The sequence below is a fragment of the Gloeobacter kilaueensis JS1 genome (genome assembly GCF_000484535.1).
Taxonomy (GTDB): domain Bacteria; phylum Cyanobacteriota; class Cyanobacteriia; order Gloeobacterales; family Gloeobacteraceae; genus Gloeobacter; species Gloeobacter kilaueensis.
In genome coordinates, this window is the sequence record NC_022600.1 from 1476787 (window position 1) to 1499890 (window position 23104).

19 protein-coding genes and 1 riboswitch are annotated in these 23104 nt (G+C 61.0%); of the genes, 8 read left to right on the plus strand and 11 right to left on the minus strand.

The window, feature by feature from the left end:
• Window positions 1–147: 147 nt before the first annotated feature.
• The 7 genes from GKIL_RS07070 to GKIL_RS07100 all read left to right on the plus strand — a co-directional run bounded on the left by GKIL_RS07070 (window position 148) and on the right by GKIL_RS07100 (window position 7838).
• Window positions 148–2604, plus strand: a complete 2457-nt coding sequence (locus tag GKIL_RS07070) for a hypothetical protein (RefSeq protein WP_023172801.1) — start codon at window positions 148–150, stop codon at window positions 2602–2604.
• Between the two features lie 121 nt (window positions 2605–2725).
• Complete coding sequence (locus GKIL_RS07075) at window positions 2726–3001, plus strand: type II toxin-antitoxin system ParD family antitoxin (protein ID WP_041244477.1); 276 nt, start codon at window positions 2726–2728, stop codon at window positions 2999–3001.
• A 100-nt stretch (window positions 3002–3101) separates the two neighbouring features.
• Window positions 3102–3299 carry a type II toxin-antitoxin system RelE/ParE family toxin gene (locus tag GKIL_RS07080; RefSeq protein ID WP_023172803.1) on the plus strand — a complete coding sequence of 66 codons (198 nt, stop codon included), beginning with the start codon at window positions 3102–3104 and terminating at the stop codon, window positions 3297–3299.
• Window positions 3300–3304: 5 nt separating this feature from the next.
• Window positions 3305–4087, plus strand: a complete 783-nt coding sequence (locus GKIL_RS07085) for an ABC transporter ATP-binding protein (RefSeq protein ID WP_023172804.1) — start codon at window positions 3305–3307, stop codon at window positions 4085–4087.
• 38 nt (window positions 4088–4125) lie between these two features.
• Window positions 4126–4268, plus strand: a riboswitch (cobalamin riboswitch).
• Between the two features lie 35 nt (window positions 4269–4303).
• Window positions 4304–6409 carry a TonB-dependent receptor plug domain-containing protein gene (locus GKIL_RS07090; protein ID WP_023172805.1) on the plus strand — a complete coding sequence of 702 codons (2106 nt, stop codon included), beginning with the start codon at window positions 4304–4306 and terminating at the stop codon, window positions 6407–6409.
• Between the two features lie 15 nt (window positions 6410–6424).
• On the plus strand, window positions 6425–6925 hold the full coding sequence (locus GKIL_RS07095) for a hypothetical protein (protein ID WP_023172806.1): 501 nt from the start codon (window positions 6425–6427) through the stop codon (window positions 6923–6925).
• A gap of 163 nt (window positions 6926–7088) precedes the next feature.
• Complete coding sequence (locus GKIL_RS07100; RefSeq protein WP_023172807.1) at window positions 7089–7838, plus strand: phosphodiesterase; 750 nt, start codon at window positions 7089–7091, stop codon at window positions 7836–7838.
• A gap of 162 nt (window positions 7839–8000) precedes the next feature.
• On the opposite strand, the gene GKIL_RS07105 is transcribed toward GKIL_RS07100, so the two are convergent.
• Entirely contained in the window at window positions 8001–10565 is a 2565-nt protein-coding gene (locus GKIL_RS07105; protein WP_023172808.1) for a GH116 family glycosyl hydrolase, read from the minus strand.
• A 356-nt stretch (window positions 10566–10921) separates the two neighbouring features.
• On the opposite strand from GKIL_RS07105, the gene GKIL_RS07110 reads away from it, so the two are divergent.
• Window positions 10922–11470 (plus strand): Uma2 family endonuclease, encoded by a 549-nt coding sequence (locus GKIL_RS07110; RefSeq protein WP_023172809.1) that lies wholly within the window; start codon window positions 10922–10924, stop codon window positions 11468–11470.
• Between the two features lie 232 nt (window positions 11471–11702).
• Here GKIL_RS07110 and GKIL_RS07115 read toward each other — a convergent pair whose 3' ends face one another.
• The 10 genes from GKIL_RS07115 to GKIL_RS07160 all read right to left on the minus strand — a co-directional run bounded on the left by GKIL_RS07115 (window position 11703) and on the right by GKIL_RS07160 (window position 23048).
• A complete protein-coding gene (locus tag GKIL_RS07115; RefSeq protein ID WP_023172810.1) occupies window positions 11703–14279 on the minus strand; it encodes a chloride channel protein in 2577 nt (858 codons plus the stop codon).
• 53 nt (window positions 14280–14332) lie between these two features.
• Window positions 14333–15388 (minus strand): 23S rRNA (guanosine(2251)-2'-O)-methyltransferase RlmB, encoded by a 1056-nt coding sequence (gene rlmB / locus GKIL_RS07120; protein WP_023172811.1) that lies wholly within the window; start codon window positions 15386–15388, stop codon window positions 14333–14335.
• Window positions 15357–15761 carry a Mini-ribonuclease 3 gene (locus GKIL_RS07125; protein WP_023172813.1) on the minus strand — a complete coding sequence of 135 codons (405 nt, stop codon included), beginning with the start codon at window positions 15759–15761 and terminating at the stop codon, window positions 15357–15359. The genes rlmB and GKIL_RS07125 overlap by 32 nt, the downstream gene beginning before the upstream one ends.
• A gap of 3 nt (window positions 15762–15764) precedes the next feature.
• The gene (locus GKIL_RS07130; RefSeq protein ID WP_023172814.1) at window positions 15765–16115 is read right to left on the minus strand and encodes an STAS domain-containing protein; all 351 of its coding nucleotides are present in this window, start codon (window positions 16113–16115) and stop codon (window positions 15765–15767) included.
• A gap of 104 nt (window positions 16116–16219) precedes the next feature.
• The gene (locus tag GKIL_RS07135; RefSeq protein ID WP_041243791.1) at window positions 16220–18028 is read right to left on the minus strand and encodes an ABC1 kinase family protein; all 1809 of its coding nucleotides are present in this window, start codon (window positions 18026–18028) and stop codon (window positions 16220–16222) included.
• On the minus strand, window positions 17958–18290 hold the full coding sequence (locus GKIL_RS07140) for a DUF6825 family protein (protein ID WP_023172817.1): 333 nt from the start codon (window positions 18288–18290) through the stop codon (window positions 17958–17960). Before GKIL_RS07140 ends, GKIL_RS07135 begins: the two co-directional genes overlap by 71 nt.
• Before the next feature lie 149 nt (window positions 18291–18439).
• Window positions 18440–19648 (minus strand): cytochrome P450 family protein, encoded by a 1209-nt coding sequence (locus GKIL_RS07145; protein WP_023172818.1) that lies wholly within the window; start codon window positions 19646–19648, stop codon window positions 18440–18442.
• On the minus strand, window positions 19635–20273 hold the full coding sequence (locus GKIL_RS22465) for a TetR/AcrR family transcriptional regulator (RefSeq protein WP_023172819.1): 639 nt from the start codon (window positions 20271–20273) through the stop codon (window positions 19635–19637). Before GKIL_RS22465 ends, GKIL_RS07145 begins: the two co-directional genes overlap by 14 nt.
• Before the next feature lie 238 nt (window positions 20274–20511).
• A complete protein-coding gene (locus tag GKIL_RS07155) occupies window positions 20512–20748 on the minus strand; it encodes a hypothetical protein (protein ID WP_023172820.1) in 237 nt (78 codons plus the stop codon).
• Window positions 20749–21308: 560 nt separating this feature from the next.
• Window positions 21309–23048, minus strand: coding sequence for a hypothetical protein (locus tag GKIL_RS07160; protein WP_023172821.1), 1740 nt, complete (start codon window positions 23046–23048; stop codon window positions 21309–21311).
• Window positions 23049–23104 lie beyond the last annotated feature (56 nt).

The window sequence follows — 23104 nt, forward strand, 5'->3', positions numbered from 1 at the left end:
TTGATCTATCTAAAGGCAGTGACTACCCCACTGAAAGAGCGCTGTTCCCCCGTCTACCCCTTCGATCATCGGATCTGGGGCAACTCCATCCCTCGTCCTGGAGACAGAAAGATGGGACATAATTGTTGCGGGTAGATATCGACCAGAATGGCCTTCCAGCCTTTCACTTCACCAGATGGAGCAAGTGGCGGTGCGTCAGCGGGCGCAGCTGAGCGGGCCCGGTACGTGGCGGCCAATCCGGCGACTGCAGCCTCGGTGCTGAGGGAGCTGGCCCGGCACCCGGATCGGGGGGTGCGGCGGATAGTAGCGGCCAATCCGAGCACACCGGAGGAACTGCTCTTCAAGCTCGCCATCGAGTTTCCCCGCTCTTTTTTGAACAATCCACTCCTCAGCCAGTCGCTGCGGGAGCGCCCCGGCCTGATCGATCGCCTGCCCGTGCGCACCCTCGTCAGTCTCCTCAAACAGCCGGGTATACCTGCCCAGCTCCTGGTGCAGGCGAGTGCGAGTCCGGACCCGCAGGTGCAACTGGCGGTGCTGTTGCACCCGGCCCTGCCCGCCTCGCTGCTGGCCCTGCTCGCCCGATGCCGCCATTCCCTCGTCGCCGGGTCGGCAAAGTTGCACGTCAATGCGCCGGGATCACTCGCCATAGCCGATGCCCGCTCCCTCATCCTGGCAAGCGGCCTTGTTCTGGCCAATCCCCGCAGGGCGGCAGCAGTGCTCGCCCTTGCCCCAGTGCCGGACTGGCTCATCGAGACGTTCCGCAACCAGTGGTCTGCCTCTGTGCCCATTTCGGCTGCGCTGGCTCCCCTGCTTGCCGGCAGCACAGTCGCCGCCGTGCGGCAGGCAGTGGCCGCCGCTGCCTCCACCGAGACAGCGCTCCTGGTGGAGCTGGCCCAGGATACGGATGCCCAGGTGCGGGCCGTCGTCGCTGCCCACAGGAGGACACCCGAGACGGTTCTGCAGCAACTGGCGGGCGATAGCGATCCTCTTGTCCGGCAAGCTGTCGCCGCCAATCCGGCAACCCCGGTTGTCTGGCTCGAACGGCTGGCAGCCGACGCGCTCAAAGCGGTGCGCCTGACAGCGATCCGCAGCGGTCGGCTGCCGTCTTCTAAGCTGGAACTTCTTGCTTGCGATGGGGACCCGGCAGTGATCAAAGCAGTGGTCCGCCGCCTCAGCGGTGCGACGCTCCTGCTCGATCGGCTGAGCACCCACCCCGAGGCGGGCGTGCGGGCAGTGGTCGCTGCTCATCCCGAGTTGAGCCTGTCGTTTGTGGAGCGCCTTGCCCGCGATCCGGAGGCGGCGGTGCGGGCGGCGGTGGCCCAAAATCCAAAGACCCCCCTCGGTTGTCTGGAGCAGTTGGGACGCGAGGGCGGTCAGGTCCGTCTGGGCATTGCCCGCAATCCGCGCACCGGCGAAGCGATGCTCGCCACCCTCGCCAGTGATAGCCGACCGGCGGTGCGTCTGGCCGTTGCTGCCCATCCTGCCACTTCACAGGCAATCTTGAGCCGGTTGGCCGCTGACGCCCAGGCAGCGGTGCGGCGGCAGGCAGCGACGAACCCCTACCTGCCTGCGGGGTTACTCGGGCAACTGGCCTCCGATCCCGAAGCCCAGGTTCGCCGCGCCGTCGCCAGCAATCTGCGCACCGACAGCCAGACATTGCAGCATCTGAGCTATGACGCTTCTTTTGGCGTGCGCTGCGCCGTCGCCCTCAACGCCGCCACGCCGGAGCCGGTGCTGGTCAGGCTCGCCAGTGGTGGGCATCGGCGGGTGCGCCGGGCGGTGACCCGCAACCCACGCCTGCTTGCCCTGGAGCAGGAAGCGGCAGCGAGCGATCTTGCCCTGGGACGGCTCGAAGCCCTGGCTCTCAGCCCCTGGCCCCAGGTGCGGCGCTCAGCGGCGACCAATCGCCGGCTCAGTACGCAGGCGCTGCTGCGGCTATTGCAAGATCCGGTGGGTTACGTGCGCACAGCAGCGGCGGCCAATCCGAATGCCCGGCAGTTTTATACTGGCGTGCTGCGGTCGATCGCGAGCATGGCGATCGAGCAACTGCAGGAACTTGCTCTCAGTCCCTGGCCCCAGGTGCGCTCCGCCATCGCGCTCCACCCGCGCCTGTCCGCCGATCTCCTCGCCCAGCTCAGCACAGATCCCGAACCGGCGGTGCGGGCCGCTGCCGCTGCCAATCCGGGTCTACCCACCCGGCTGCTCGAACAGCTGGCCGCTGACCGCTCCGCCCCCGTGCGGCTGAGCGCTGCCAACAACCCGTCCCTGCCCGAGCGGCTGCTGCGGCAATTGAGCAGCGACCGGCGGCTGCAGGCGGGGCTGGCAGCCAACCAACGTGCCCTGCCTTTTATCCTCGAAAGCGAGGTGCGCAACCGCAGCTACTGCTTCGAGCGGCTGATGCTCCTGCTCCACCCCAGGATGAGCGCCCAGGGTCTGGCGCTTGCCAGCCGCTCCCTCGCCTGGCCGGAGCGCTGGGCAGTGGCGAGCCATCGCCGCACACCCGAGGCGCTGTTGCAGCAACTCGTCGTCGATAGCAACCGCCTGGTGCGCGAGGCTGCCTGGGCCAACCTCACCGCCCGCAGCGCCGCCCGGTCCCATCTATAAAATTTTCTGCGCCATCTATCCGGCGCGCCGCAGCCCTGGACAGCACTTGTTGTCAATTTTTGGCAACTTGTGACAACGATGCTAGAGTGCAGGAACGAGCAGGAAGATGGTGGAAGTTCCCATGACAATGAATGTGAATCTGACCCCTCAGCTTGAAGAGATGATCCGCCAGAAAGTAGCTTCTGGTCTTTACACCTCGGCCAGCGAGGTCGTGCGCGAAGCCCTGCGGCTGATGGACGAACAGGATCGGATACGAGCGCTCAAGCTCGAGCGGCTGCGACAGGACATTCGAGAAGGGCTGGAAAGTGGCCCGGCAGAACCACTGGACCTTGAAGCCATCAAACAAGAAAGCCGCCGCCGTAGAGCAGCACGCCTTGAGGAGCAGCAGCGAACCTGATGCCCAACGTTGTTATCCAGCCCCGCGCCAGAGCTGATATTGCAGAGATATGGGAGTATATCGCGGAAGACAGCGAAGACCGAGCTGCAGCTTTATTGAGATGTTGGGTGAAAAATTTGAGACAATTGCTCGGCAATCCAATATCGGACGTAAGCGCAGCGAACTCGCCGCTGGATTGCGCAGCTTTCCGATAAACCGGTACGTCATTTTTTATCTGCCGATTTCCGGCGGGATTGAGGTGGTACGGATACTACACGGCGCACGCGATCTAGAGGCGATTTTTTTGGAGGAAAGCTAACTCCCGTGCATCCTCTCGAAGGCCACAACCTGAGCGGCGGCTACGGCCAGGCGATCGTAATTCGCGAACTGGATTTTGCGGTGGGCAGAGGCGAGTGGCTGAGCCTGGTCGGCCCGAACGGCTCTGGCAAATCCACTTTGCTGAAGTTGTTGAGCGCTGCGCTCCCAGCTGTCGGCGGGAATGTCCAGCTGGAGGGCAGCAATATCCAGACCCTGGCTGGTGAGGTGCTGGCGCGCAAGATCGCTTTTGTTCCCCAGCGGGCGGTTGTGCCTGTCGGTTTGAGCGTCTACGAACTGGTCAGCCTGGGCCGCAATCCGCACCAGCCCTGGTGGCAGTGGCGATCGACGAGCGACGATCGGCGGGCCGTCGAAGAAGCGCTTGAGCGCACGGGACTCACGGCGATGAGCGATCGGCCCGTCGAATCGCTCTCAGGAGGCGAGCAGCAGCGCGCCTTTGTCGCCCTCGCCCTCGCCCAGCGCACCGAGATCTTGCTTTTAGACGAGCCCACGACCCACCTGGATCTGCGCTACCAGCTGGAACTGTTGGAACTGCTCCAGGCGATTAACCGACAACAGCAGGTGACGATCGTCGCGGTTCTGCACGAGTTGAATCTGGCCGCCCGCTACAGCGATCGCCTGGCGCTGCTGCACCAGGGCCGCATCCGCGCCATTGGCAGCCCCGAGCAGGTACTCACCCCAGGGCTGGTGGCCGAAGTCTTCGGCATCGAAGTGAGCGTGATCCAGACGGCAGTGGGACCACAAATTTTGCCGCTGCAGCCCTGCCGCTAAAAAATGCGGTCGATCCCTCCGGCGCGTGTATGATGACTGCACAACCGAAAAGCTCTGGGAGTCCGGGGGATCAGCCCGGACAGAATGGGGAAAGCGCGGTGCGAATCCGCCGCTGTGCCGCAACTGTGATGGCTTGAAATACGGCCTCAGTCAGGAAGCCCACCCGTGAGTCGGTGATTCCACTCATCCTGCGTCGCACAGGAAAGGGGTTTTTTGATGGCCATCTACGGAGCGCCCGTTCCCTGGGCGCTGGTTGGTTTTTTGTCTGTTGTCGTCGCTTTGCCGGCTGTGGCAGAACCGGCAGCACTCCTGACAGGGGTGCCGCCGGTGAGCCAGCAGGCTCGCGATCTTTTTGCCCAGGCACCCGCGCCGCCGCTTCCCTCTACGCCCGAAGTCCGGCCTCTGGAGGGTTTTGCCGAATCCCGGCTCGATCAGCCGCTCTTTGCGCCCTTTCGCCGCGAGGGCACCGTGCGCGAGTCGAGCCGGGCAGCCTACGTCGTCACCCGCCGCCAGATCGAGGTGCAGGGAGCCCGCACCGTCCAGGAAGCGCTCAGGTACCTGCCGGGGGTGCTGAGCGACGGCACCGCCGGTACCCAGCTCGGGGCCAGCAGTTCCCAGTTCATCCGGGGCGGCGACAGCCCCCAGACTCTCGTCCTGCTCGATGGCCGCCCGATCAACGACCTCGGCTTCCAGGGCAGCTACGACCTGTCTGAAATTACCACCGACGCAATCGAGCGCATCGAGGTCGTGCCGGGGGGAGGTTCGACGCTGTACGGTGCAAACGCCGTAGGTGGGGTGATCAATATCGTCACCCGCGCCGTAAGCGAGCAACCGGCGACGACCAGTGTGCGGCTCACGGCGGGCAGCTTTGGCCTCAACGAGCAGAGCCTGCAGACCAGCGGCACCAGCGGACCGATTGGCTGGCGGGTGGGCTACGACCGCACCCAGGCGACCAACAACTTTCCGTTTACGATCGACTCGGTCGGTTTTTCAGGAATTCGCCAGAACGCCGATGTCGTCTACAACAACTTCAACGTCCGGCTGGAGGCGGCCCTCAGCCCCCGCACCGACCTGACGTTTAATCTCATTGCCAACAACAAGGACCTCGGAGCGCCGGGGGGCGTGCCTCTGCCCATTCCCGGCAGCGTCGGCCAGTTCAACAGCCTCAGCTCCGACGCCCGCCAGTTCACCAACAACTGGCTCACCGACCTGCTCTTAAAAGCCAAACTGGGCCAGGGCGAAGATTCGCGGCTCACCGCCCGCTTTTACGCCGACTTTTTGAACTACCGCTTCGACGCCCCGGTGAGTCTTGGCACCCGCGACGAGATTGCCCGCGAGGATTACGGCCTGCAGCTGCAGCACGACTGGCGAGTAAGCCCCGGCCAGAACCTGATTTACGGCTTTGACTTCCGCACGACCCACGCCCTCAACACCACCTTCAACTACCCTTCCACCACGACTGCCCTCAACTACGAGGGCGATGTGACTCAGGGAGCCTTCTTCGTGCGCGACGAAATTGCCATTCTGGACTCTCTGCGCTTGAATCTGGGCGTGCGCCAGGATCTAAGCAGCGTGGTCAATGGCTCCTTTACTTCGCCGAGCGCCGGGCTGCGCTGGGAGGTGGGCGAGGATACAGCGATACGAGCCAACTACGCCCGCAGCTTCCGCGCTCCCCTCATCTCAGACCTGTACTACCGCCTGCGCAGTCCCTTCTTTAATATCGACGGCAACCCGAACCTGAGGCCCGAGCAGGGCGACAGCTACGACATCGGCATCGACCAGAAAATCGGCGAAGCGGCTCTGCTTAGGCTCACCTACTTCAGCAACACCGTCTCCGACACGATCAGCTTCGTCTTCAGCGACCCGTTTTTTACCTCCGGCACCTACACCAACGTCGGTCTGGTGCGCACCACGGGCGTCGAGGCGACCGCCGACATCGAGATCGCTCCTTTCTGGTACTTTTCTGCCAACTACACCACAAGCGATCCGCGCATCCTGCAAGATAGCGATCCAACCGTGCTGGGCAAACAACTGAGCTTTCGCGGAGCGGACAGCTTTAATGCCAGCCTCGCCTACGAGTCTCCCGGCGGCTGGTACGCCGGTGTCTTCGTCCACAGCATCGGCAGCTTCTTTGTCAACAACGCCAACACCGAATCTCTGGGCGGCTACACCACCGCCGATCTCAAGCTGCGACTGCCCCTGAACAATGCCTTCGTCCTCAACGCCCAGCTCAACAACCTCTTCAACCAGCAGTACCAGGTCTATCCCGGCTATCCCGGCCTCGGCCTCAACTTTCGGCTGGGCCTCACCCTTACCCTCTAATTCCTGGAGCGCGCCATGCATTCGACTCACGAAAAAATCGTCCTTACAAGCCGCTGGTGGCCGGGCCTGCTCGTCTTCATCGGTGCTGCGAGCGGCCTCTGGGCCATCTGTGCTGTGCCGCTGGTGAGCTTTGCCGTCGTCTCGGGCCTCACCTTGAAACAACGTCAGGCCAGTCTGGCCCTGGGTACCGTCTGGCTTATCCACCAGATCATGGGTTTTACCCTGCACCACTACCCGCGCACCCCGGACGCCTTTGCCTGGGGCTTGATGCTGGGCCTGGCCTCCTGGGCCGCTCTGCTCGTCTGCCAGAAGATCGCAGGCTCCCTCCAGCCAGCCACCGCCGCCATCGGTTCCCTGCTCTCCGGCTTTGTCGTCTACGAGCTACTGCTCTGGTGTGCCAGCTTCGTCCTCGGGGGCGGTGAAACCTTCAGTAACTCGATCGTCGCAGCTCTGCTACTCGTCAACGCCGCCTGGACAGCGGGATTGATGGCTCTCCATCGCCTGGTGAAAGGCTGACCACTGTGGAACTGCTACCAGCGTTGCAACACTCGATCCCAACTGCAGAGAGTAGTTGGGATGGAGACGACAGCGGTGGTGATGGTGGAGAGTGGATGGTGAGAAATAAGCTATACTTTAGCGCCTGCGTCATCTTTTCCGGTTTTTATTTTGCAAACAGCCTGTGCCAGAGCTAACTATCGCTCAGATCTCCGATACCCATCTGCTGAGTAGCCCCCAGGAATACCTGCGGGGATACCCGGTTCACGCTTCCCTGCAGGCAGTCCTGGGACGCCTGGCAGAAGAAAAACCGGATCTGCTGCTGGTGACAGGCGATGTCGCCGAGGCTGGGGAGATGGCGGCTTATGGGCAACTGGCAGAATTGGTCGCACCCCTGGGCCTGCCTACCGCCTGGCTATCCGGTAATCACGACGATCCAGCCGCAATGCGGGCCGTACTGGATCGGCCACCCTTTATCGGCCTGCAGCAGATCGACTGCGATCCCTGGCGCATTCTGCTCATCGACTCGGTGCAGCCAGATTCTCGCTACGGCGAGGGATATCTCTCTTCGGCGAGCCTGGAGCAATTGGACGCAGCCCTGCACGCCTGCCGCGATCGTCACGTCCTGCTCGCCCTGCACCACCATCCCCTTCCGACCGGGGTGGACTGGCTCGATACGATTGGACTTACCAATGCGGCAGACCTCTTCTTTGTCCTTGATCGCCACCCTTGCCTGCGGCTGGTGCTCTACGGGCACGTTCACCTCGAACAGCACCATCGCCGCAACGGGGTGGACTACTACGCCTGTCCGTCCACCGCTCTGCAAGTAGTCCCGCCCGGTGCCCCCATAACAGCTTCCCAGCCGGGCTTTCGCTTACTTACACTTTTCGACGATGGGACGCACTGGACGCAGGTGCCGCGCCTGATTGGGTGAGGGGTTGAGCGAGACGAAAGCCTTGCACCCCCTGGAGCAGTTCTTGTAACCGCGCCTTGGGGCAGACCAGTGCGATGACATCAGCACCAGGAACTTCGGTAGCAGTGTCGCCGGAGCCCAAACAACTGCACCGGGACAGGTGATCGAATTTCGCTCGCCGCCCTATTCAAGCGCCGGACGCTGCATCAAGCCGGGCCGGGTCGCTTCGAGGCTGTTCTGGATGGCCCAGATCGCCGTCGGTCTCAGGTACATGCAGGCCCGGAAGGTGCGATCGGCGGTGATCGCCTCGGGGGTGCGAAACTGGAGGCCGCCCTCGTAGACGTTGCGCACCACCGCCTCAGCAATCTTGAAGCCTTCGTTTTTCATGTTGTTGCGGATCATAAAAGCGGCGAGTCCAAAGTTGATGCCCGTCCAGATTTCAGACGGGTGCTCGGTGTCGCCGATAAACGAGCCGTCGGCGTTGGTGCCGTTGGCGCAGCCAAATTTGCCGCCGTAGAACTTTTCAAAGCAGGTGCTGTAGATGACACCCAGAGCCGACTGGGCCTGGGCGGTCGGCACGATGTCCGTAAGACCGCAGACCTGGGCGTAATATTCGCCGCAGAGCTGATCGGACATGATCGCCTCGGCGTTGTTGCTCTGGCTGTCGATGCGGTAGTAGCGCCCGTTCCAGAGCTTCTTGTCATAGAGGGGCTGGGCCTGGGCGTACCAGCTTTGAAACTGACTGACTGACTGGGTGTCGCCCGCCAGTTTGCCCATCTCGATTGCCGCCAGCAGGGCCGACAGCCACAATCCGCCGCAGTAGGCGCTGATGCCCCGCAGGGGCCAGGCGTCGTAGGTCGAGTCGGGCGCGCCGGAATTTTCAGGAAAGCCGTCGCCGTCGAGATCGAAGGTCGTCTTCAGGCGCACGAGGGCGGCGCGGGCGGCGGGCCAGCAGTAGCGCACAAAGTCGAGGTCTTTTTTGCCGGTGTAGACGTAGTCGCGGTAGACGAGCAGAACGAAGTCGCAGGGCAGGTCCTTCCAGAGGTTGCAGTCCTGGTAGGTGGTGTAGTTGGTCTTGACCCAGGGATCTTCGTTGGGGGCTCCCAGATCGTGGGGCAGGGCGTCCTTGGCCTTGCGCCGGGCGGGCTTTTTGGTATAGCCGATAATGCGGGTCGAATCGTCTTCGACGGGTACAGCGTCGGCGTAGGCGCGCAACACGTTCTTCTCCAGTTCCGGCCAGTTCATGAGCAGGGCAAACGAGCCGTAGAGCCGGACGTCGAGCGAGTCGTACCAGCGGTAGTCGATCGATTCGAGAACGGTGTAGTAGCCCTTGCCGGGGGGCGCTTTTTTGATCTCTTCGATCGAAGTGATCCGGGCGGGTACAAAGCCGTTTTCCCAGAGCGCGCCGCCGCTGGTGAGGTAATACAGCTCGTTGAAGAGGGCCGACTTGTACCACTCGGGCAGCGTCGAATCGGTGAGCACCGGGGTCTGCCAGGCTTCGATCTGCTGCTCCCAGTCGGTGTAGCGCGTCAGGGCTTCGGTGGCGATCTTCCAGGCGTTGCGGCCCGTCTTGTCGAAGTACTTCGTGTAGTAGCGGTAGCGGCGCACGCCGGGGGCAAATTCCATAATCGGCAGATCCCAGGCGAGGGCCACAGGCACCAGCCGCCGCTCCCCCGGCTTGAGGGTAAAGCGCAGGGCCATCGCCGCTGCGATCCGCTCGCCCCTGGCGGCGGGCCGTACACTCACCAGATCCGGCAGGCGACCGGTTGTGGCAAAGGGCTGCCAGACTTCCAGGCCGCTGCCGGTCGGGTCAAAGCGGGTGTGGTAGCTCACCTCCACGCCGGGCTGGCGGGGGGTGGCGAGGGCGAACTGGCCGTCCGCCTCGCTGCGCACGAAGGGCGCTTCGCTCACCTTGCCCCCCGCAAAGCCCGCTGCCCGGCTCATCGTCAGCCCCAAAAAGGCATCTTCCTGGCGAGCGGCGTTGAAATTGCCGCCGCTCACGCCCCAGAGCGGTTCGTAGTCGTAGTAGGGCGTGTCGTCGTCGCGCACCTTGATTTCACGGGTCTTGAACTTGTTGGTGAACCAGCCCACCATGTTCTCCCAGCTCACCAGGATGCTCAGGGTAATGGGTTTGTCGCTCGGGTTGAACGCCTCCCACTCGAAGAGGGCGACCGGGTAGCTCGTCTCCTTGTAGTTGTGGGGAATGATGGGCGAGAACTGCTTGAGCCGCACGAAGCTCGTAAAAAATCCTTCGTAGGTGAACCAGGAGCGCGGATAGATAGCGGCGTAGGTGCCCGCCCCTTTTGGATAGCTCCAGTCCCAACCGGCGAGGCTGCCGTCCGCCGGTTTCTCGGTACAGAGCACCTTCGCGCGCGCTTTGGCCCCGGCTACCTGCTCGAAGAGGGCGAACTGGCAGGCTGGTTGGGAGCGAAAGTAATGGTCGCCGCTATCGAGGTGCCAGAGGGTAAAATCTCCCCGGTGCGACCGCCCGATGCAGCCCGCCCCAAAGCCGCCCAGGGGCATCCCGTGCCAGGGACCGTCGTCGATGTTGCTCGGGTAGCGGGCCTTGAACACGTTGGCGATGGGTTGGCCGATCGGGCGGGACCAGCAGGCGCGGGGCACCCCGGCGCGCAGGGCGGCCAGCGTCGAACTGACGCCCAGAGGTGCGCTCTGGGCCGATCGTGCGAGGGGAAAGGTGGCGGCAAGGAGCGTGCCCGCAAGAAAGCGGCGGCGAGAAAGTTCACCCATGATCTGCTGGAGAGCCCCAAAATTTGAACCTTATTAGTATGCCGCAGTCGCCGTTGCAGACAAGCGGCGCGGCCCGATTCTTAGAACCCTGATGCCGCAGGTTAAGTCGTAATTTCTGGAGTTGCCGTCCTGTCGATGACTTTTGTAAAATCTTTGAACCTCACGGGCAGCACACAATCGAAGACCCGCCCGGATTTGCAGGGGGCGAGACCAACCTCTATCGCTGCGCTGACGATGACCTGCACGGCGCTAGCGACCTCTCTGGACGCGATGGGGAAGCAGATGCTTTCAGACGGCACTGGCCTGAGTTGATTTGTGGCCCAGCGCTAGACTGGAGGCCAGTTCGGAGAGTTTTTATGGCGCTGACGATCCAGGATGTCGAGAAACTCCAGTTGCTCTATCCAGAGCACAAGATCGAGCTGCGCGGTGGAGAGATCACAATCGTGAGTCCTTCGGATATCACCTCCGGGCTGATTGCAGGCCGACTGCTCACCCGATTGAATCTCTGGATCGAACCGCGCAGGCTCGGTTTTGTCTTCGATTCCAGCTCAGGCTTTCGACCGGCAGAGGGCGAATTGACGGCTCCGGGTGTAGCTTACATCTCGCGCCGACGACTGCCCCGCGTGCCGCGCTCCTACGGGCAGATCGTGCCGGATCTGGTTGTCGAGGTCAAATCCAGCACCGACCGGGTAAAGCTGATCGAGGACAAGCTCGTGCATTATCTAGAAGTCGGGGCGCAAGTCGGAATTCTCGTCGATCCGGACGAGCAGACGGTGAGTATCTATCGGCCCAACCAGGCACCGGTGGTACTGGCAGGCGAAGCTATCCTGAGCTTGCCGGAATTGTTGCCGGGCTGGCAGTTGCCGATAGCCGAATTGTGGATAGTCGAATTCGGCGACGAGTAGACAGGCTCCAAGTAGCCGAAGGTAACCAGACGTCAGATCGAAGTAGCCAGGCGTCCCTTGAAGCAGAAGAAAAATAATACCAATGCATATTCAATACTTGCGCAGTTTTGAGTGCGAAGTTGATCTGTAAATAGTTGGGAGTTTAAGGGGACTTTTCCCCACCCCTCCACACCCCCCTGCCCGCCGGGCAGGGGGGGTGTGGAGGGGTGGGGACCGTTTTAGCTTTGTCTCCTTAGATGCGCACGACGATCACCGTGCAGTCGCTGTCGCGGGCGACGGTCTCGGGGATGTTGCCGCGCACGGCCTGTTGCAGCAGGCTCTCGCGGCTCGCTCCGATGATGATGCCGTCGAATTTGCCGTCGGAGGCGCAGCGGACCAGGGTTTGAGCGATTGCCTTTGAAAAAAGCGGCAGCGCTTCGACCGGGCGACCGATCGCCCGGCTGAGGCTGAGGCTATCGGCCTCAAGGGGGGCGGTGTCATGGGCGCTCTCAGGGGCAAAGACCTGGCAGACAGTCACCTCGCCTCTGCCGGGGATGCCGCGCAGCAGGGCCGGGAGAATTTTGAGTGCCTCCTTGGCGTTCGGGCCGCCGCCGATGGGCACCAGCCAGTGGCGGGGCAGGGCGTTGTCCTTGAGTTTGATGAGCAGCACCTCGCAGGGAGCCTGACGGATGATCGTATCGACGGCGCTGCCAAAGATCCGTCCCGGCGTGGCGGTGTTGCCCTTCCAGCCCAACAGGGCCAGGCTGATCCGCCGCTCCTTGATTGTCTCAAGCACGGCCTGGGAAACGTCGTGGGCGACGCGCACCTGGGTATGGACGGGCACGCCCACCGCCTGGGCGGCGCGCACGGCCTGGCGCAACAGGCGCACCGAAGGAGCGATTGCCACGGTGGTGTCGGAGGGGGCGCGGGTGCGGGGCACGACGATCACCTGCAGGCATTCCAGTTCGAGCTTGCGCTCGCGGGCGACGGCCAGGGCAAATTCGAGCAGGGCCGGGGCGGTCTCGGGATTGGCGAGGGGCAGGAGCAGGCGGCCCTGGCCGATAGCCGGTGAACGGGTCTGGTAGACGACGTAGGAGGGCGAAGGGCGCGGGCCGAGCGACTGGAGATTCTCGCCCCCCAAAAGGTCCGCCTCGGCCCGAATAATGTCGCTGCGGGTGATGATGCCGACGAGTTTGCTGCCCTCGGTGACGGGCAGGCGGCTCAGTTCGTAGCGGTTGAGCAGGTAGAGGACTTCGTTGAGCGTGTCACCGGCAGTGACCGTCACCGGCTGGGTGGTCATGATCTCGGTGAGCGGAGCGTCGGGGGGCAGTTGGCGGGCAGCAATTTTGAGCAGGTCGGTCTGGGTGACGATGCCCACCAGCCGCTCGCCCTCGACTACCGGAAAACCGCGATGGTGGGAGCGCGAAAATGCCTGGGACACTTCGCTCAAAGCCAGGCGGCTCTCCAGCGTCTCGATGCGGGTCTGCATCACGTCGCCCGCCGCCAGTTGGCCCAATAATTTTTCGTCCGAGACGATCTGCTCGGTGAGGCGAATGCCGCTGAAGGCGAGCAACTGGTCGTAGATCGAGCCTTCGTTCAGCCGTTCGGCGACGATAGCGGCGATCACGCAGACGACCATCAGCGGCAGCACCAGCGTAAAGTCGTTGGTGATCTCGAAGATGATCACAAACGAGGTGATCGGCACGCGGGTGACCGCACAGAAAAAGGCCCCCATCCCCGCCAGGGCGTAGGGTAGGGGCGGGTTGATGTGAAGCGTGCTGTAGGAAAGGGTGCCTACCAGCGCTCCTAGAGCAGATCCCAGCACCAGCGACGGAGCGAAGATGCCGCCGGGCGCGCCGGAACCGTAGGCGATTACCGTGAGGACGAACTGCGCGACGAAGGCGAGGGCGACAAATTGCCAGGGCGTTTGCACCGCGAGGATCATCTCGCGCAGTTGTTCGCCGTCGCGAAAGACGGCGGGCAAAAATACCAGCGCCAGCCCGATCCCAAGCCCGGCCAGCCCGACGCGCAGGCTGAGTTTGAGGCGCAGTACCTGACGATTGAAGCTGAGGCTCGCCAGAATCGCCCGGTTGAAGAGCGCTCCCAGTACCCCTGCCAGTACACCGAGCAACAGGTAATAGGGGATTTCCTGAACGGTGAAACCCGTATGGAACCCCGCCAGCGGCGCTTTGAGATCAAAGCTGAAGCCGCCCAGAACCCGCGAGATCACAGAGGCGATAAACGAAGCGAGAATCGCCGAGCCGAGGGTGAGTCCGGACACGTCCTGCAGCAGTTCCTCGACCACAAAGATCACCCCGGCGATCGGAGCATTGAAGGCGGCGGCCAGACCGGCCCCGGCCCCGGCGGCCACCAGCTGGCGGCGATAGGAGGGCGAAGTGGGCACCCAGCGGCTGAGCTGGTTGGCGAGGGCCGCCCCGAGCTGTACCGTCGGTCCCTCCCGGCCCAGGGGCAGGCCGGAGCCGATGGCGGCGATGCCACTTACGAGTTTGACTATGGCCACCCGCAGATCGAGGGCCATCGGCACCCGCGCCAGCACCGCCTTGACCTGGGGAATGCCGCTGCCAGCCGCCTCCGGGGCAAAGCGCTCCACCAACCAGCCGGCTATCAGACCACCGAGTAAGCTCAAAAGCGGCAGCGTCCACCACCCCCCGAGGCCAATCGCTGCGATCCGCCAGTGGGTGAGCAGGGCGGCTCCCTGCTTAAGAGCGACCGCCGCCAGACCGGCAATCAGACCGATCAAGCAGGCTTCCAGCGTCGCCAGGCGCTGGGGACGCAAAAGTTGTCGGAGGTTGCGCTGCCAGGGCCACATAAAAAAGTCAGGCAGACACTCTCTAGAGTAGACCGGAGCCGGGCAGAGCCGGTCTAGCTTAGATCAATCTTTTGAGCGCTGCGCTGGCGCAGCACCTCGTAGAGGACGATGCCGCCTGCCACTGAGGCGTTGAGGCTGGCGGTTTTGCCCACCAGCGGGATCGAGACGATCTGATCGCAGTGGCGCTGGGTGAGCAGCGAGATGCCCTTGCCCTCTGAGCCGACCACGATCACCAGCGCACCGCTCAAGGTCAGATCGAACACGGGCTGGCTCGCCTTTTGCTGGGTACCGACCACCTGAAAGCCCGCTTCTTTGAGCCGTTCGAGGGCCTGGTTGAGGTTGGTGACGCGGGCAATGGGCAGGTGCTCGACCGCTCCGGCTGCTACCTTGGCCACCGTCGTCGTCACGCCCACTGCCCGCCGCCGGGGCAGGATGACGCCTTGAAAACCGAACGCCTCGGCGGAGCGGATGAGCGCTCCGAGGTTGTGGGGATCTTCGATGCCGTCGGCGGCGAGCAGCACCGGCTGCGGGTGGTCGGCAGCAGCCGTGATCAGATCCTCGAATTCGACGTAGGGGTGGGCGGCGGTCTGGGCGGCGACGCCCTGGTGGTTGGCCCCGGCGGTAAGCTGGTCGAGCCGCCGGGGTTCGACGATGTCGATGACGGTGCCGCCCGCTTTGGCGGCATCGAGCAGCCGCAAGAAGCGCGGGTCGTAGCGCAGCCTTTCGATGAGCCAGACGCGGTTGAGGGGCCGCCTGGCCTGGAGAGCAGCGAGGACGGGCTGCTTGCCGTAGAGCAATTCCGCTTCGTCGCTCTCGCCCGTCTCACTCGCCTCCGCTGGGGCGGGTTTAGAAGGAGCGATCGTCTTTTTAGGCAGCCGCTCGGTGGCCGGGGGAGTGATGTCTTTGGCCGGACGCTTGGCCCGAGCCGCCGCATCGGCCTTGCGCACCGGTTTGGCCTGGGAGCTATCCTTGGCTACCCGGCGCTCCCCCCGCTCGCCTTCTTTGAGCTTGCGCACCCTGGCATCGGCGGAGGTTTTGCGGATCGGTTTGGCGGCGGCGGAGCGGGTGCCGCTGCGCTTAGGTTTCTGGGGGCGCGGGGTTGGGGCCATGGTGTTGCAGCTCATCGCAGAGGTGGAGGACGACGGCGAGGCGTTCGCGGTCGGCCAGAAACAGATATCCTAACAGGGTTTCAAAGGCGGTGGCCAGTCTATAGGTCGCCCCGTCGAGATGGCGGGGCACACCTGTGGCCGCGTTGCGCCCCCGGCGCACCCACTCGGCCTCCTCGGAAGTGAGCTGCGCTTCGAGCCTGCCCAACAAAGTTGCCTGGGCAGCGGCCCGCACCCGCTCGACGGTCCGCTCGTGCAACCGCCGCAGCCGCTGGGGCGGATAGATGAGCCCGGAGCGGACGTGCAACTCCCAGACGGCATCCCCCAGATACGCCAGAGCTTCGAGCGGCAGCGTGCGAATCTGGGAGCTGTCCAAGTTCTAGCTTCCAGGCACCTGCTCGACCGCTTCTTCGAGAGTATTGCGCAGCGTCAAAAATTGATCGAGGCGCACCAGTCTCAGGCTCTGGGTCACCCGCTGGTTGGTGACGATCTGAAAGGAACCAGAAAGCCCCTGCACTTTTTTAGCCAGCTGCACGAGCGCTCCCTGCCCGGAGCTGTCTAAAAAATCGATTTGCGAGAGATCCAGGATGATGTTGGCCGGACCGTCGTCGATGTGTTTGTTGAGGATCTTTTTGAAGACCGGTTCAGAGAAGGCATCGAGCTGACCGATCAGGCGAAAGACCTGATAGTTGTCGCCTTCATCGCGGGTGCCCCTCAGGCTGACCGTCAAATTCAGTGGCTCAGGAATAGCCGTCCCTCCGACCGCGCGCTATCAGGCTAACAATATAGGACGAGTCTCCTGCCACTGTCTACAGCCGTTCAGCGCACTGAAACTCAGTTGATGTCGGCGTCCACGCGCTGCAACCTGAGCAGCACCCGGCCCAGGGCAAAGGAGAGCAACCCGCAGAGGCCAAAGGCGGCGATCGCCTCCAGGATATGTTCGCTCGTATAGAGGATCACCGAGCAGATGAGCATTGCTCCCAGAAGCACGCTGTAGATGCCGCCGATGGCAGCGGCGTTGAGGCGGCGCAACAGCCGCTCCGATTCGATCGACTTGACCCGCACCCGCAACTCGCCGCGATCGGCGCGCTCGAGGGTCTGCTCGATGCGGCGGGGCAGGTTGACCGTCATCGCACCGACCTGGCCGACCTGCTGTCCGAGTTGGTTCAACAGTTCGCGCATACCGAACTCTCCGTTGGTGGTCATGAGCTGATCGGCGAAGGGCTGGGCGACATCCATAAAATTGAAGTTGGGATCGAGCCCTTTGCCCAGACCTTCCAGGGTCGATACCGCCCGCAGCACAAAGGTAAAGGTGGCCGGAAAGCGAAAGGGCTGTTCGTAGGCCATCTCGTAGATATCTTCGGAGAGGCTGCCAAAGTCGAAGGACTGATCGCCGTAGGGCTTGTTAAAAAAATTCTCGATGAGAAACGCGATCGAGCGGCGGATCGGAACGCGGTCGGCGTTCTTTTTAATTGCCCCCAGTTCGATGAGCGAGTCGATCACCTTGTCGGCGTCGGATTGGGCGACGCCCAAAAACGTGTCCATCAGCCGTTCCTTGGTGCCCGGCTGAATGCGGCCCATCATGCCAAAGTCATAAAAAATCAGCGCCCCGTCGTGGCGCACGGCGATGTTGCCCGGATGGGGATCGGCGTGAAAGAAGCCGTCGTTGAGAAGCTGCTGCAGGTAGGAGCGCGCTCCGATGCGCGCCAGAAGCTTGCGGTCCAGACCCGCCGCCTCCAGCGCCTCGTAGTTGCTGATCTTGATGCCGGGCAGATATTCGAGGGTGAGGACTTTTGGGGAGGCGTAGCGCCAGTAGACCCTGGGCACGCAGATCTCAGGGTCGCCCTGGAAGTTGCGCCGGAAGGTATCGGCGTTGCGCCCCTCGTTGAGGTAGTCAATTTCTTGCATGAGGATGCGGGCGCACTCGTCGTAGATAGGCACCCACTCGCGCCCGCCGCGCCCGTAGCGCGGATGGTTCTGCAGGTACTGGGCGATGCCCCGCAAGATGCCCAGATCGACGTTAAATAGCTGTTCGAGGCCAGGACGCTGGACTTTGACGACGACTTCTTCGCCAGTGTGCAGCTGGGCGCGATGCACCTGCCCGAGGGAAGCTGCCGCCATCGGCGTCGGATCGAAGAACTGAAAAATTTCCGGCAGCCGCCTGCCGAATTCGCTCTCGATGGTCTGCACGACCTGCTCGTAGGCGAAGGCCGGTACTTCGTCCTGTAGCCTCGAAAGTTCTTCGATATATTCTTTTGGAAACAAGTCGGCGCGGGTCGAAAACAGTTGTCCGACCTTGATAAAGGTGGGACCGAGTTCGAGCATCGTCTCCCGCGTCCAGATCGCCCGCTTGCGCTGGCGGCGCGAGCGGTGCTCCTCGCTGTCGTCGCCCCTGTAGGTCCACTTTTTGCTGTCCCACCAGCGGTAGAACAAAATCAGCAGAAAAAAGCCCCAAATATCGATGACCCGCCGGGTACGGGAGTAGTTGGCCCGGTTCCAGCGATAGGCTCTGGCAGGAACAGCAGGTGGGGCGGACACGATCACGAATGGTAGGAGGAGGGAAGCAGAGCGGTCATGGCGCTTCCTGGTTGCGGAAGCGCTGCAGTTCGGAGCGCAGGCGGGCGACCTCGGCCCGCAGTTCATCGACGTTGCGCTCGACTTGCTTGCTGCTCGCCGTGCCCCGGCTGGTGTAGCCCTCGGCGCTCAGATCGATGAGGGTCTCAGCCTGCTCGGCTTCGGCGCGGGTGAGCACCTCCTCGGTAAACTCGCGCAACCCGTCTCGCCAGTCCGCCTCCGCCTTGCCCACCTCACTCAACAGATCGGTGACGGCATCTTCGAGCTTTTCAAGCAAAATCTCTGCGGTTGCTCGACCGATAAAAAAAGTGCGAATCCAGGGATTGCTCACCTCGGCAGTCCTCGATGCGCCGGGTCCGCCGCCCGCAACAGCTCCTATCAGGCCGAAGGCACGGTAACCGGATTTACCTCTTGATTTTAACCCAGAAGCTTCAAGCCGGACCTGTAGACACCGAACGATTCGAGCAGGTGAAAAACCGATTAAAAGCTGACCGCCAGCGACTCAAGCCCCCGAAGGACCAGGCCGCGCCGCCAGCGCAGGGAATTTGTAGCTTGAGTGAGGCGCAGATTCGGTAGACGCCTGAGCAGCGTCTCAAGGGCGATCTTGCCTTCCAGGCGGGCCAGAGCAGCGCCCAGGCAGTAGTGTCCGCCCTGCCCAAAGGCGAGGTGCAAGTTGGGACGGCGCGCAATATCGAGGGTGTGCGCATCTGGAAACTGGCTTTCGTCGCGGTTCGCCGAGGCGATGACGCCGAGGACAAGCTCCCCACGCGCGATCGGTGTACCGGCAATTTCGAGATCCTCGCGGGCATAGCGGTTGGTTGACATCTCGACGGGACTTTCGAAGCGCAGCAACTCCTCGATCGCCGTCTCGATCAACTCCGGTTGGGCGCGCAGGCGCTCGAACTGATCGAGGTGGCGAAGCAGCGCCAGCATTCCGTTGCCGATGAGGTTCGTCGTCGTCTCGTGTCCAGCCGTCAGCAAAAGGGCAACCATCGCGAGCAGTTCGTCTTCATCGAGCTGTCCCGTTGCCTGCACCTGCACCAGGGCGCTCACCAGATCGTCTTGTGGTTGTTTTTGCTTTTGCGCGATGAGCCGGCGCAGGTATCTGACAAAACAAACGAGGTGGGGAAAAGAAAGCAGCATACGCATCGGCGTCATCGTATTTTGGCTGAGGGTCTTTGACCAGCGCCCAAATTTTTCGCGATCCGCCTGGGGAACGCCCAACAGCTCCGAGATGACCATCACCGGCACCGGCAGGGCAAATTCACCCATCAGATCGAAACGGCGGCCTTTCAACCGGTCAAGGCGCTCGTCGCAGGCCGCCTGGGTGCGATCTACGATCACCTCGATGCGCTTTGCTGTAAAGGCTGTTTGAGCCAGCCTGCGCAAGCGGGCGTGATCCGGATCGTCGCTGTCGAGCAGATTGCGCGTCAGCGGAGCAAATAGCGCCGGTACCTGCGGCTGACTTGCCATCTGCTTCTTCGTCAGGGCGTTCTGCCGGTCCTTGGCAAAGCGCGGATCTTTGAGCAGCGCCGCCACGTCGTCGTAGCGGGTGACAAGCCAGGCCGGCTGTTTGTTCGGAAGAGCAACCCGATAGACAGGCGTCTCGGCGCGCAGGCGTGCATAAAACGGGTAAGGGTCCGCCTTGAAGGCCGGGCTGGCAATCTGGACGCTCTCAAGCCGACTCATGGCCGCCTCTTTCAGTCTTTTGTGGCAGTATTCCAGCAAGAAAGAGGGCAGCAAGCTCGTCAGGAACCGCATCCCAGTGCGCTGTCACGTACTCGTCGCCCAACAACCGCAGGGTCACAAGACCAAGAAAGGTGGCGGTAATCGTGCGCAGGGTCAGCGAAACATCGATGGGCCTCAGTTTCCCGGCTGCCACCAGATTCTTAAATAGCGGCTCCGGCAGGGTAAGAGCCGGTGCAAGCACGCGATCGACGTAGAGCGCCCGCAATTCTTCGTTGATCAACACTTCCGAGAAGACCGCCCGCAACACGTTCAAGATCTCGGGGGTAAAAGTCTCCCAGCGCCGCCTGAAAAGCTGCCGGACCAGTTGCTCGACATCGTCGCTGACTGCCGTCAGGGGAGCTTCTACGGCGCGACCCACCTCGTCGAGCGGATCGAGGACGGCAAGCAGCAGATCGGCCTTGTTCTTGAACGAGTTGTAGATCGTTCCGTCCGACACCCCCGCCTCGTTTGCGATCTCCCGGATCGTGGCGCGCTGAAAGCCACGATCCGCAAAAACTCTGATCGCCGCTTCGAGAATGTGCTGCCGCCGCAGGAGCGCGGTCTTTTCGCGGATGCTTGCTTTCATAAAAAAGCTGAAGCAATATTCAAAAATCTGAATGCTTACTCAATTTAAATGATTTCAGCTCCAGCGTCAATAAAGAACAGACGGAGCCAGCCTCAGTCGAAGTGATTTTCTTGCGAAATAGCAAATGAAATATTTCATCCAAAACCTGGGTTCTAACTTCAGCTATACGTTTTTGAATCTGCTAGGAGTTCCTGGATTTTTGAAATTGTTCAGGAGGAGTCTCTCCATAAAAGTAGGCTCAAATATTAGTGTATAGAAGAAGACCCTCAAACTTGTAGTCTGGTGGTAGTTCAAAAGCGTGTTTTGCTGCTGCATCTAAAAATCGCTGTCTTCTAACTTGGGAAGACAGTTCTCCGTTTGGTTCATCGGCTTCAAAGATCATTACTCTCAGCTTCTTTTCCTCCAGGCCAGGATGAAGCGCCTCACCGAGGATGAGCTTACCGTTGCTGTAAGTAGCTTCTAGAATTCTGGTCATGGCTAACCCTTCTCTATGAGAGTGATTCTAGTATAGGTCGCGCCAGCTTAAGCAGGATGAGTAAGTCCTGGCATTTGCTAGAGAGTACTTCTCCATCTCTTTAGGGCCATTCTCGTAATCTATGCTCAACCCTCTAATACCTTTTCGTTTTTGTTTTGAGCGTATGCAAGTGCAAAAACAGCCCCTGAGGCGCTCTGAGCGTACTGAATTCGCTCATTCACATAACGAAACGGTATAAAAGGCGTCTTGGGCTACCGTTCATGCAGTAGCTAACCAACCAGTAGAGGACTCACGTTCTTGATTCAACTCTCAATTACGTGCATTGCTTGTGCAAACTTCTCAATGGCGAGAGGTGACCTCCGGGAGCACATTTATTAATTCCTTAGTTCAAACTTCTGCGCTATACCTATGGTGTACGAACGGATTCCTGATAATGATTGGTGCAAAGAGCGTTGTCGCCGTCAATTTAGAGGAGGCACCTCGCGCGACTGACTACTCGCTTAAACCTTAATCTCAAGTGCTGCAACTTCCGCAGTGACTACGCGAAGTTGGTTCCAGCCTCACGATGGATCACCTGCTGACGGGCTTGGCAAGAACAGCCCCTCGATTAATTGAAGATCGATGACGACCTTTTCACATACATGTTTGAAGTGATTCGCGAACGTCTCATGCTCCATCAGAGCTTCTTGTGCCAATTCCTGTGCCTCGTTCCCACTAGCATGACCCTTGGCCTTTGAACGCAGATTTTGCACAGTTCGCAGTCCAACTAATTTCTTCACATCACCGGACGTATTGTTTTCATTCAGCAATTTTTCGAGCAAGACTATAGTCCGATCTCTCTCCCTATCGTATGGAATCTTGGCCATGTCCAGCTTCTGCCGGATCGGTGGTGTCTCGAAGCCTTCGATAACGAGCTTTGCCAGGTCCATAAAGGCTTCTGCCCATTCGTCACGGCTGGCAGTCAAAGGGGTATTTACGCGATCAGGCAGTTTTTCATCGCGAAGCTTCCACCACGCTACTTTCTCGTGATTCCAGCGCCTCGCGATCGAGAGAACTTCCCCAAGTGGAGTATGAAAATTCGTGAACTTGCCCTCAAAATCTGTAGTGATCGCACGTACTGAAATACCCGTCTTCGGGTCTTCGTTGTGGGCTTGCCAATGCAGCTGCTCGGAATATGGCAGGTGACGAAGATAGACGATATATGCATGAACCTGTCCGGCTTCATTTACATCGATACCCTTTAGGTGCCAAGCGGCCCGACAGGAGACCTCACGCTCGCTCACTGTGTACTTATCACGATCCGTTTTGTACTTTGACAGAACCTCGGGTCTGAAGAATGCTGGTGATAACTCATAGGGCAGTGAGTTGTCCTTCGCGACGAAGTAGTTAGTTGTCGCACTAGGGTCCGTGGAAATCTTCGTGACGCACTTGTTCCGCCAGTCGTAGGCGATGAATTCTACGTACTGTTTGTTTTTCTGGCTCATCCAGCCGTTCATGATGTCGGATTGAACTGCCTGCGTCGGGCGGCGCGGCCCGATAATCTGCACACCGCGCGTATAAGCTCCAGTGCCACTGTTAATCTTCCTGCGGTAAAAGAAATCTTCCGCTTCTGGAAAGTCTTGTGCAGGTTCACTCGACCAATCAGCAAATCCCGACCCCTTGTAAAGCGTGAAATCGAACATCCGGACTAACGAAGAATTGGAAGCTACTAGATATTCCTCCAATGGTTCCCATTTGAATGTGACAAGGGCCGCGCTGCTTCCTCTGTCACCCCGATTCGTGACGGATACAACGGGTTCGATATCGCCATTTCCATTGAACCGGCAGAATGCCCGTTTCTCAGGACGCCAGTGGATCTCGGCGAGATGGGCATACTCTTGATTTAGCTCTAGATAGTCCCTGCCCGGCTCACTCCAGCCTTCAAACGTTCGCGCAAACACTAATTGAACGGCCCCTTCGAGCGTATTCGTTCCAGTACCCGTTAGGCCACGCTCTAGCCACACGCCTTTGCGTTCACCACCTGAGACATAGCTGGCAATCGAGCTGTAGGCGTTGAAACTCCAGCCCATTAAGTCTTCACGGTTAATAGGGAACAGGCGTTCATTTGAGACCACCGCAGAATGAATAAGGCTGTATTTGCCCAATGCATAAATCACGACCTCGTCATCGACCGCATTCTCACGCAGAAAGGTGAGATGTGCGTCTGCCTTAATCCACTCCGCAAATCTCCCGGAGTCTGATGGAGCCTCGTCAAGGTTAGTGATCTTCTCGATAATCTTTTTGTGTGTATAGTTGTTCAACTACTCTCCCTCACATAAGCTGGCTAACCCTATCAGTCTAGTCGCTACTGACTGAG

Excerpts from the sequence above, each read along its gene's own strand:
- GKIL_RS07070 (WP_023172801.1), top strand. The coding sequence starts at position 148 with ATGGCCTTCCAGCCTTTCACTTCACCAGATGGAGCAAGTGGCGGTGCG.
- GKIL_RS07075 (WP_041244477.1), top strand. The coding sequence starts at position 2,726 with ATGACAATGAATGTGAATCTGACCCCTCAGCTTGAAGAGATGATCCGC.
- GKIL_RS07080 (WP_023172803.1), top strand. The coding sequence starts at position 3,102 with ATGTTGGGTGAAAAATTTGAGACAATTGCTCGGCAATCCAATATCGGA.
- GKIL_RS07090 (WP_023172805.1), top strand. The coding sequence starts at position 4,304 with ATGGCCATCTACGGAGCGCCCGTTCCCTGGGCGCTGGTTGGTTTTTTG.
- GKIL_RS07095 (WP_023172806.1), top strand. The coding sequence starts at position 6,425 with ATGCATTCGACTCACGAAAAAATCGTCCTTACAAGCCGCTGGTGGCCG.
- GKIL_RS07105 (WP_023172808.1), bottom strand. The coding sequence starts at position 10,565 with ATGGGTGAACTTTCTCGCCGCCGCTTTCTTGCGGGCACGCTCCTTGCC.
- GKIL_RS07110 (WP_023172809.1), top strand. The coding sequence starts at position 10,922 with ATGGCGCTGACGATCCAGGATGTCGAGAAACTCCAGTTGCTCTATCCA.
- GKIL_RS07115 (WP_023172810.1), bottom strand. The coding sequence starts at position 14,279 with ATGTGGCCCTGGCAGCGCAACCTCCGACAACTTTTGCGTCCCCAGCGC.
- rlmB (WP_023172811.1), bottom strand. The coding sequence starts at position 15,388 with ATGGCCCCAACCCCGCGCCCCCAGAAACCTAAGCGCAGCGGCACCCGC.
- GKIL_RS07135 (WP_041243791.1), bottom strand. The coding sequence starts at position 18,028 with ATGAACTGCGGGCCGAGGTCGCCCGCCTGCGCTCCGAACTGCAGCGCT.
- GKIL_RS07145 (WP_023172818.1), bottom strand. The coding sequence starts at position 19,648 with ATGAGTCGGCTTGAGAGCGTCCAGATTGCCAGCCCGGCCTTCAAGGCG.
- GKIL_RS22465 (WP_023172819.1), bottom strand. The coding sequence starts at position 20,273 with ATGAAAGCAAGCATCCGCGAAAAGACCGCGCTCCTGCGGCGGCAGCAC.
- GKIL_RS07155 (WP_023172820.1), bottom strand. The coding sequence starts at position 20,748 with ATGACCAGAATTCTAGAAGCTACTTACAGCAACGGTAAGCTCATCCTC.